Origin of the sequence: Kitasatospora sp. NPDC057198 (assembly GCF_042670125.1) — a bacterium.
GTDB lineage: Bacteria > Actinomycetota > Actinomycetes > Streptomycetales > Streptomycetaceae > Kitasatospora.
On record NZ_JBHUWH010000670.1, the window covers coordinates 1 to 3120 of the forward strand.

Annotated in this window: 4 protein-coding genes; 3 read left to right on the top strand and 1 reads right to left on the bottom strand. The window is 75.9% G+C overall.

What is annotated here, in order from left to right:
* Positions 1-248 (bottom strand): hypothetical protein (locus ACFUEL_RS37510; RefSeq protein ID WP_380242348.1); only part of this gene is annotated, 248 nt, incomplete at its 3' end.
* Between the two features lie 142 nt (positions 249-390).
* Between ACFUEL_RS37510 and ACFUEL_RS37515 the strand changes: the two genes are divergently transcribed.
* From ACFUEL_RS37515 to ACFUEL_RS37525, 3 genes are read left to right on the top strand one after another with little or no spacing between them, the layout of a single operon-like run.
* The gene (locus ACFUEL_RS37515) at positions 391-1176 is read left to right on the top strand and encodes an IclR family transcriptional regulator (protein ID WP_380242350.1); all 786 of its coding nucleotides are present in this window, start codon (positions 391-393) and stop codon (positions 1174-1176) included.
* Between the two features lie 53 nt (positions 1177-1229).
* Positions 1230-1856 (top strand): GNAT family N-acetyltransferase, encoded by a 627-nt coding sequence (locus tag ACFUEL_RS37520; RefSeq protein WP_380242352.1) that lies wholly within the window; start codon positions 1230-1232, stop codon positions 1854-1856.
* 51 nt (positions 1857-1907) lie between these two features.
* Positions 1908-3065: a hypothetical protein gene (locus ACFUEL_RS37525; protein ID WP_380242354.1), complete on the top strand. Its 1158-nt coding sequence runs from the start codon at positions 1908-1910 to the stop codon at positions 3063-3065.
* Positions 3066-3120 lie beyond the last annotated feature (55 nt).

The following is a 3120-nucleotide window of genomic DNA, read 5'->3' on the forward strand; positions in this document are numbered from 1 at the left end:
TCCGCGGACCGGGCGACCGACACCGGGAGGCTGCTGCCGTCGGGGAACCGCAGGGTGAAGTGCGGGTCGGCCGCCAGCAGGTGGTCGAAGCTCTCACGGGCGGCGCCCACGGGCGGTTCGAGGTCGAGGACGGCCTCGTACCGCAGGTCTCCGCCGGGCGGCCGCGGGGCGACCCGCAGCCGGTAGGGGCCCAGGCAGACCGCGTCGTTGGCCCACCACTCCAGGTCGGCCGGCACCCAATCGTCCATGCCCCGAGTCCTATCGCGCCGGGGCATATGCCTGTCAAGGGCGCCCGGCCCGCGGGGGCGGAAATCCGGTGAGGGCACGGTGCAGGAGCGGTGCGGGCCTTACGCTGAACGGGAGGCGGTGCCGACGGGAGGGGATCGGGCCATGTCCACGGTGCGCGGGCGGCGGGACGGGTTGCCGGGGGCGGGCGGCGGTGCGGCCGGGCCGTTCGGGGTGCTGCGCCGGGCGCTGCGCCTGCTGGAGGCGGTGGACCGCCGGCCGCAGGGCGCGACGGGGGCCGAACTGGCCCGGGAGCTCACCCTGACCGAGGCCCAGGTGCAGCTGATCGCCGAGGAGTTGGAGACCGAAGGGTACCTGGTCCGGCTGGAGGACGGCTGGGCGCTCGGCGGCGCCTTCACCCTGCTGGGCACCCAGCACCGGGAGCCGATGGTGCGGGCCAGGCTGTACCACCGGCTGGAGGAACTGCGCGACGAACTGGGCGCCGCCGTGTACTTCAGCCGCTACCACGACGGCGAGCTGTCGGTGGAGGCGGTCTGCGCGGGCGAGGACGCCCCGGCCGTGCACGAGTGGGCGGACTTCCGGGCCACCGCGCACGCCTCCGCGATCGGCAAGTGCCTGCTCGCCCAACTCGACCACGGCGCCCGGCTCGACCACCTCTCCCGCCACCCGGCGGCCCCGCTGACCGCCCGCACCATCACCGGGACCGACCGGCTGCTGCACCGGCTCGACCGGCAGCCCGCCACCGTCCCCGTCCTGGACCTCCAGGAGTACTCGATGGACACGGTGTGCGCGGCCGTCCCGGTCGTGGCCGGCGGCACCGTCGGCTGCCTGGCCACCTCGCTGCCCGTCGACCAGGCGTACCGGCTGCGCGAGGCCGCCGAACTGCTGGCCGTCCGGGCGGCGCCGCTGATGCTGGCGATGGCGGTCTGACGGCACGTCGAATCCCCTTGCCGAACCGGCGTTTCGACAGCAGGATGCGCGGAATGAGCCAGCTCCCGCCCCGCCCCGCCGTCCGGCCCTACCGCCCCGCCGACCGGGCCGCCCTGTTCGACATCTGCGTGCGCACCGCCGAGAACGGCGGCGACTCCCGGCAGACCTACCCCGACCACGAACTGCTGCCCAACATCTTCGCCGCCCCCTACGCCGAACTGGAACCCGACCTGGCGTTCGTGCTGGACGACGGCGGCCGCGCGGTCGGCTACGTGCTGGCCACCGCCGACACCCCGGCGTTCGTCCGGCGCTTCCGGGACGAGTGGCTGCCCACCCTCGCCGACCGCTACCCGCCGCTCACCGGCGAACCGGCCACCCCCAGCGAGGTGATGCTCCACCTGATGCACACCCCCGAGCGGATGGTGCTGCCCGAACTCGCCGACTACCCCGCCCACCTGCACATCGACCTGCTCCCCAGCCACCAGCGGGCGGGCCACGGACGGGAGTTGATGCACACCCTGCTGGCCGCGCTGGCCGCCAAGGGCGTCGAACGGGTCCACCTCGGCATGGTCACCGCCAACACCGCCGCCCGCGCCTTCTACGACCGCCTCGGCTTCCACGTCGTCCCCGTCCCCGACCCCGGCCCGCTCACCTACCTGGGCCGCCGCACCAGCGGCTGAACGCCCCCGCTACGATCACGGCCCACCGAACGAGAAGGACGACGCACGCCGATGGGCCTGTTCGCGCAACGCAAACTCAACCGGGCCGCCGGACTCCTCACCGAGGGCCAGCAGGCCCGCGACAGGCGGGACTTCCCGGCCGCCGAACGCCTGGGCCGCGAGGCCGCCGGGCTGTACGCCGAGGCCGCCGGCCCCGGCGCCCACCTGACGGCCGCCGCCGAGGCACTGGTCGGCGTCGCGGTGCTCGAGCAGGGCCGCGTCGAGGAGGCCGAGCGCGGACTGCGCGCGGCCCTGGCCGTCCCGGACCGGGCGGCCGACGGCCAGGCGCTGCTGCGCGCGGAACTCGCCGAACTGCTGCGCAAGCAGGGCCGCTACCAGGAGGCCGTCCAGGAGATCAGGACCGCGCTGGCGCTCCCGGGCCGCGGCGAGCCGAGGATCGTGCTGCGCCAGTCCTGTGCCCTGCTGCTGGGCGAACTGGGGCAGCACCGGGAGGCCGCCGACCAGTTCGCCGCGCTGAGCGCCGACTTCGGACGGGGCGACCTGACGCAGCGGACCTTCGCGACGGCGATGGAGAGCAACCTGCTGACCCAGCTCATCTACCTGGGCGAGCACGCCGAGGTGGACCGCCGGGTGGCCGTGATCCGCAAACGGGCCGCCACCGCGTCCGAACCGCAGGCCACCCTGATCAGGGTCTCGGCGGCCAACAGCCAGGCGATGAGCCTGAGCCTGCGCGGCCGGCCCGCCGAGGCGGAGGAGCTGTTGCGGCAGGGCCTGGCGGCCGGCCCGCTCCAGGAGCGGTTCGTCCAGATCCTCCACGTCAACCTGGTGCGCGCGCTGCTCGGCCAGGGCCGGGTCGAGGAGGCCGGGCGGGCGCTGGACGCCGCGCTGGCCGCCGCCGGGAAGCTGCCCGCGCCCTCCGACTACGACCGCTCCTCGCTCGGCCTGGCCACCGCGAACCTGCGGCTGGCCGAGGGCGACCCGGCCGGGGCCGAGGAGGCCGCCCGCGAGGGACTCGCGCTGTGCCAGCCCGGCCGGAAGCCCACCCACCGGGCCCTGGAGCTGCGCACCGCGCTCGGCACCGCCGAGGCCCGGCAGGGCCGGGGCACGGACACGCTCACCGCCGCCCTGGCGGACTGGGAGGAGCACTTCGGGCCGGAGCACCACGGCACGGCCGCCGCCCGCGCGGCGCTGGCGGCCCCGGCGGCCTGAGCCGCGGTCGGCGCCCGCAACGAGAAGAGGCCCGCCGGCCGGATCGGGGGCGATC

Coding starts and splice junctions, on each gene's coding strand:
- ACFUEL_RS37515 (WP_380242350.1), top strand. CDS start 391: ATGTCCACGGTGCGCGGGCGGCGGGACGGGTTGCCGGGGGCGGGCGGC.
- ACFUEL_RS37525 (WP_380242354.1), top strand. CDS start 1,908: ATGGGCCTGTTCGCGCAACGCAAACTCAACCGGGCCGCCGGACTCCTC.
- ACFUEL_RS37520 (WP_380242352.1), top strand. CDS start 1,230: ATGAGCCAGCTCCCGCCCCGCCCCGCCGTCCGGCCCTACCGCCCCGCC.